Origin of the sequence: uncultured Gimesia sp., assembly GCF_937919775.1 — a bacterium.
Lineage (GTDB): Bacteria > Planctomycetota > Planctomycetia > Planctomycetales > Planctomycetaceae > Gimesia.
Window position 1 is genome coordinate 1 of the sequence record NZ_CALFPF010000521.1, and the last position, 6,342, is coordinate 6,342.

The following is a 6,342-nucleotide window of genomic DNA, read 5'->3' on the forward strand; positions in this document are numbered from 1 at the left end:
AAGCCAGATGCAAAATATTCATCTCGCGCTTTGGGATCAGACTGCAGATCGATGCGATCCCAGTGAAAATTGCCTGTCTGAAAAACTTTTTTTGGAACGGCAGTCTCTGCTTTCGTCGCGACGGGGGGTGCCGCGTCGTAGCGCTGCAGCATTTGAGATGAAGTAGCATCCGTGAAGAATTTGATATGCCCGTCCGCAAATAACAGATGCCCGCCTCCCCATTCGGGGCGACCATAGCTGGCTGGTCCCTGACACAGTTTTGTTCCCAGCGGTCGCCAGTTGAACGGGTAACACCAGGGTTGAAAATCACCGGTCACTTCGCCGGCGAGCCAGGTAAATGAAGTGCCATTTGTCATTTCTTTAATAGTCACATCACTGTTGCGATGGAGGAGATTCGGATTTCCCATGATCTGCGTCACGCCAAATCCTGAATCGGTATAATGCTGTTCGACGCCGGGTATTATAACAACGGGTAACCTCTGGTCGAACACATACCGGTTAGCGGTACTCTCCCAGGACTCATTAAAATCCAGCCAGCTGTAATAAGGACTCGCATCGAGAAACGGCATCATCATGGCGATCCAACCCTGCATCGCGGCATTGTCCTCGCGGATGGTTCCACCAGGAGGCAGGCAGCGATGAACGTCGTGATAATTATGAAGTGCCAGAACAATCTGTTTCAGATTATTTTTGGCAGTATTGCGGCGTGCTGCCTCTCGAGCCTGGAAGACCGCCGGCATGATTAAACCAAATGCGAGGAGCAACAGGCCCAGAACCAGTCCGATGGAAATCCAGCGTTGCCAGGACATGACGATTTTTCCTGAAAGAGATGTGTTACACTCAAAACAGATCTTCTATTTGAGCAGACTCTCACGCGTATTTCCAGTGACCTTCCCATTTGTCGGTCCAGAGAAACTGTGCGGCGAGATGACCGTTGCGGCGGAGTTGCAGCCAGTCGAGATGCTCGATGCGGCACACGATCACTGCAAAGTTTTCAAAACCCATTTGTGCTTCTTCATCGTTAGGCAGCCGGTCAAACAGGTAGTCGGGCAGATTGGGAACAGCGCTCTCCGCCATTGTTCCCGGCGGGGAAACAGTGATATAGCCGCGGCGGTGTTCGGGGCTGCTGTCCCACCAGTGTTGTTTGGCGCACTCATCATTGATGTGAACTGTCGCGCTGCCTCTCAGACGGATCTGGACCCGCGTAATCGGGTCGTAGCTCACCCATTCCATCCAGGGGGAGTCCTTCAGTTCGCTGATTTTATCGGACCGCTGATCGGTATAACAGATGAGTTCCCGCTCATCCGTCTGCACGTCCCGCAGAATCACCGTGCGCACGCGCGGCCGTCCTTCTGAAACCGTAGCCAGATTTCCCAGCCGCCAGGGATGCGTCTCTGTCTCAGCAGCCGATTTCAGGTGCAGCCAGGTTTCCTCCAGAATCGTACTGACGTTTGCAGGATTGAATTCAAATTGTCGGGTCATGACAGCTCTGTTCGGAAGATCGATTCCACGGATTTACTTACGCTATCTTTATTCTGCTTGATCTAAGCCAATGGTCAAGCAAAAGTTCGGAAGTTTAGGGAGCCTCGTGTGACAAAACTTCATCTTGGGGGTGATAAAACAGCGCGATGGGCAGCATGACCAGCGCCAGTCCCAGAAAAACGTGGCTCATGGGCCAATTGAGACTCGTACAGGCGAGAGTAAAAATTTGAAAGAACAGGGCCGACAGCACGATGCCGATCCAGTTAATCAGATTCATCGTCCCAATCATGCGCCCCTTTTGTGATTTGGGAGGTCGGGTCTGCAGTTCGACCTGCAGCGGCACCACAAACAGCCCGGCGAAAAATCCCACGAGCGTCAGGACCGAACGGGCCATCCACTCGGCCGGACTCTGGGGGATGAAAGCATCCCATAACGAGGTATCTGCGTCTTTCAGACTGTCCAGACCGTCACCAGGTCCCCACCAGCCAATGCCCGACATAATAATCAGGCAAAAAACAATGCCCCAGGCGCCGATGGTGACCAATTTGAAATTCACGCGTTTGTGTGAAACACGGCCGGCCATGATGCAGCCCACTGAAATGCCGACCCCCATACAGGCCGCCATCAGACTGGTGCGGCTTTCGCTTAAGTGCAGTTGACCAATCCCGAAGATATTCACGAGTGGTTGAATAATTCCCCCCACAAACCAGAAGACTGAAGATATCAGCAGGACCGATAACAGTCTGCGATCCTGCAGCAGCAGGGTTCTCGTTTCAGAATTAATCCCCAGCGTCGACCAGCGAAAAGGGAGACCGGGCTGTGCGACAGGCGTTCTGCGAACCCAGAAGGAAGCGATCGTGCCGATGACCGCAATCCCGATACAGAAATAGCTGGTTTTCCAGAGTTGATCCGGAAACGCCTGTTTCACGAAACCGGCCGACGCCATGCCGAAAATAATCGCAACAAACGTTGTCATTTGAATGATGCCGTTGGCCTGCGGTAAATCATCATTGCGGAGCATCTCGGGCAGAATGCCATATTTCGCCGGCCCGAACATGGCACTTTGTGTGCTGAGCAGTCCAAGTACAATGAGCAGCGGCAATAAAGCGCCGGTGAAAAAAGCAGCCATCGCTAAGAGCGCAATCACGATTTCCGCGACCTTGCAGGCAATGACAATCGTACGTTTGGTGTGGCGGTCTGCATACCAGCCCCCCAGGCCGGAAAAGAAAACGAACGGCAGCGCAAACACCGCCAGCGCGATCGCCTGTTTGTCGCTGCTTTGAGTCTGCAGGGCCTGCTGCGCGCAGAACAGGAGCACAAGCTGCTTATAAAGGTTATCATTGAAGGCCCCCCAGAATTGTGTGATCGTCATGCCCCAGAAAGAGGGATCATGATACAAAGGGGGCAGTTTTTCAGTCGGCGTCAATTCCATTTCCTTCACCACGGTACAGTCCTTGTAGAGGGGGCATCAATTGTGCCGTGATTCCGATTTTGAAATCAAACTTCTGCGCATCGATGTTCTTCACAGAAAAGCATCGCTTTGCAGAAACATTCGCCAGGTTCGTGAACCAGGCGGCTCACATCAGCGGGAACGCAGACATTGATTTCAACAGCCAGGACACGCGCAGCTAAACCATACTGACTGACCGGATTTCTTACAATGTTGATCGAGCCAAACCCCTGAATATGAGCTGAATTTCATTTAGAGGCGCATCACGGGAACATTGATAAACCAGTCCCGAACGGCTCATTCCACCGTCTCTGCATCTTCTTTGATGGGGGACGGAGTGGCTTGTGCGTTTTTGATACGGACTACCTTGAATTCCTGTGCGCGTTGCTTGCGGGCCAGTTGAATGATGAGACTCTGATTGCTCGCTTCGCCGTAAATCCACAATTCGTTGATTTCTCCTCCGGAAAAACTGCGACCAATCTGAGTCGGTGCGCCCAATGCTTTTTTGACCTGATCCCGGTTCATGCCCGCGATGACCGTGCCGTTGCGAATGGCCTTGCGAATCGGATCGTCGCGGAACTCTTTGACCTCTTCCGGATTGAGCCATTTTTCCTGCTGCAGCATGAAACCCATTCGCCCGAGTAAGGTGGCCGCTTCTGCCGATTTGGGATTCAAGTCCCAGGCCTGCAGCAACAGTTTCGCTGCGGCGTCTTTGTCTTCGGTCAGTTCCAGCAGATCGCGGGCCAGAGCAACACGGCCGTCCGCGTCGTTGGCTTCCAGTTTTTTCTGACGCCCCCCCAGCCAGTTGGCCAGCGTTTGCCTGGCTTTGTCCTGGTTTCCCCGCTTCTGATATTCCTGCGAAAGATCCAATACATACTGGCGAGGCAGTTCATCGATCCGTTTGAAATCAAAGTCCAGTTGCATATTCTGATATTGCGTCACCAGTTCGGTTCGTTCCGGCAGCTGTTTTGTAATGAGCGCGGCAATTTCAAAACCGTTGCTCCCTCCTGTTCCCAGCTTTTTGAGAATGTCGTCCAGCAGCAACTGCGCATAGAACCAGCGTACGAGCCGTTGTCGTTTCGGTTGATCGGCTTGCTGAAAAACCTCGGTCTGATTCTCCAGATACTGTTTGCGCTCTTCCGGGACATCTGCCTTTTGAGGTGTTTTGGCGGTCGGGAAATATTTAAGAATCTGATTGAGCAAGGGTCCCTGATCCGGGTCCTTCTGCTTCAGTAATGATTGCCATTCCAGTACGAGTGCCTCATGTCGGAGCGCATCGTACAACAGCGGATCGAGTTCATATTGCTGCGCGCGATCGGCCAGCTTCAGAAGCGACTCGGGCTGTTTGACCAGCAGTTGTCGGTAGTCGGCGTCGATACCGCTTTTATACGCGGACAGCGCTTTCTGTGTCAGTTCTTCATCCTCGTAAAAATCGGCCCGCTGCTTGGCCCAGTCCGCAAGGGAATACCAGTCTCGCGGCCTGGCACGGTCAATTTTCGATTCTTCTGTCACGAAATGCTCGATATCGGTTGGCATTTTTTTCAGTAATTTGACGTTAAACACCACACGACCGTTTTCACGGGCCAGTGCACCCGTGACTTCCACATTTTTAAAACTGGTATCCAGCTTGGGGATGTCACCCACAAAATAAAACGGGATGGGGCAATTTCGAAAGCGGAGCGACTTGGAACTGAAAGTCGAGATCCGTCCCTCTAACGTCTGCGAAACACCAATCAATTTTTTCCATTGCTCGCGCTGGCTGACAAAATACTGAATACTTCGATCAGCGGAAAAAACGGCATTCTGACATACCATCAGAGTCAGCAGCCAGAGTATTAATATTCGATTCAGAGTCTGTTTTTTCATTTCGACAGCCCCAGATACCGGGTTTGCTGATTGAGAATTGTTTGAATTTGATTGCGGTCATGAAATTCATCGAATTGAATTCCCAACTGTTCATACAGTTTCAGATGCGACCACAAGAATGCGGTTTCGCCATTCAGCAGAATAATACCGGCATCGGGCTGGCCGGCATCCTGATCAAAGCCTGCGATCTGGGCAGCAAAAATGAGAGGCTGTCCGGGATGCTGTTCCAGATACTCAAGGAAGTTTGGCGAAGAGAGTTCCAGGTAGAGCGTATATTCATCCAGCAGGACTGGTAAATTGAGGCGAAAACGGGGCGTTTCTGTTTCGGCATCTACTGAAAGCGGAATCAGCGTGGCTTCAAAAATCATCCAGGTTCCCGCGTATCGGACATCGAACAGCGATTGCCAGCTTTTGAGATCACTTTGCTTGATATGCGCAATCGCTTCATCGGCGATTTCAAACAGAGGCGAAACGGCCTGCGAGGTGATGGCCTGCAGCTCGCGGGAGGTCTGACGTATTTCGTTGGCCCCCTGATCTTTGCGTCCCAGTGTATCGAGGGCCTGGAACGCGTCCAGGTAGGCGGCATTGGCGCCTGGCAAATCGCCTTGCTTTAAAAGTGTTTCGCCGGCCTCAGTCGCAGTTTTGAGCATTTCCGTTGCCTGATCCAAATTGCGACTGTGAATGATCCCGTAGCCCGTGAGACCAATAATCAGCACAATGCCTGCCAGAATTCCCCGGAAAGGAGTGATCAGTCTGGTGCGCGGCGGAGGCAGTTCGAACGGGGAAATTTTTGGTTTTGCCGCCACCGGTGTTTGCGCTGCCTGGGGTTGCCGGGCCGCTTGCTTCTGTTCAAGTCTTTCCCGCAGCCGCGCCACCAGAGGAGAATTCAGAATGTATTCCGAAATCTGCTGCTGTGTCGGAAGTTGTTTTTTCTTTTTGCGGGGTTTGGGCGCGGGATAACTGTTGCGGGGAAGAATGAAGTACGTTTCTTCACATTGTTGACAGGCATGGCGATAGGGAGTCTTTCGCCGGTAACCTGACAGGCTCACACCGCAAACGCAGACAATTTCATAAGGCTCGGGAATATCCTCTTCGCGGCGTTTTTTTTTCGACGGAATATTCAGCCAGCGAGCCATAAAATCGGTACCGTTTTAGTGGTAGGTAAGCCTGAAATTGAAAGGTAATCGACCTGCATCTTTGAACAAAAAGGGCCTTTCCCATTATAGACATCCCGACTGCTGATATCATAGGGCTCACCTCCAGAGAGGCAGTTCATGAGCATTTTTGTCTGAATTTCACCAGATACACCGAAAAAACAGCGGGCTTTTTATCACTACAACCGCTATTTTCCGGCCCAGTCACCTGAAACTTTTTTTTAAGCAAAAACCCTCCCCTTGCGCAGAGCCAAAAGTTTGACCGCCCCGCTTTTCAAAGGTATATGCCAGTAGAAATTGTATGTTTCATTTTGGAATCATCAACTTTGATATCGCACAAATTTTGGTCGAAACGAACACTTTCCTACTGAATTAAAATACATTAGAGCG

The 6,342-nt window shown here is 51.5% G+C and carries 5 protein-coding genes; all 5 read right to left on the reverse strand.

The window, feature by feature from the left end; all coding sequences use genetic code 11:
* Positions 1-809, reverse strand: an 809-nt coding sequence (locus Q0294_RS14995; protein ID WP_299467059.1) for a DUF1559 domain-containing protein, incomplete at its 3' end; no start/stop codon positions are given.
* 61 nt (positions 810-870) lie between these two features.
* On the reverse strand, positions 871-1,482 hold the full coding sequence (locus tag Q0294_RS15000) for a pyridoxamine 5'-phosphate oxidase family protein (protein ID WP_299467061.1): 612 nt from the start codon (positions 1,480-1,482) through the stop codon (positions 871-873).
* Positions 1,483-1,576: 94 nt separating this feature from the next.
* Entirely contained in the window at positions 1,577-2,926 is a 1,350-nt protein-coding gene (locus Q0294_RS15005; protein WP_299467063.1) for an MFS transporter, read from the reverse strand.
* A 303-nt stretch (positions 2,927-3,229) separates the two neighbouring features.
* On the reverse strand, positions 3,230-4,798 hold the full coding sequence (locus tag Q0294_RS15010) for a hypothetical protein (protein WP_299467065.1): 1,569 nt from the start codon (positions 4,796-4,798) through the stop codon (positions 3,230-3,232).
* Positions 4,795-5,934: a hypothetical protein gene (locus Q0294_RS15015; protein WP_299467067.1), complete on the reverse strand. Its 1,140-nt coding sequence runs from the start codon at positions 5,932-5,934 to the stop codon at positions 4,795-4,797. Before Q0294_RS15015 ends, Q0294_RS15010 begins: the two co-directional genes overlap by 4 nt.
* Positions 5,935-6,342: the final 408 nt, after the last annotated feature.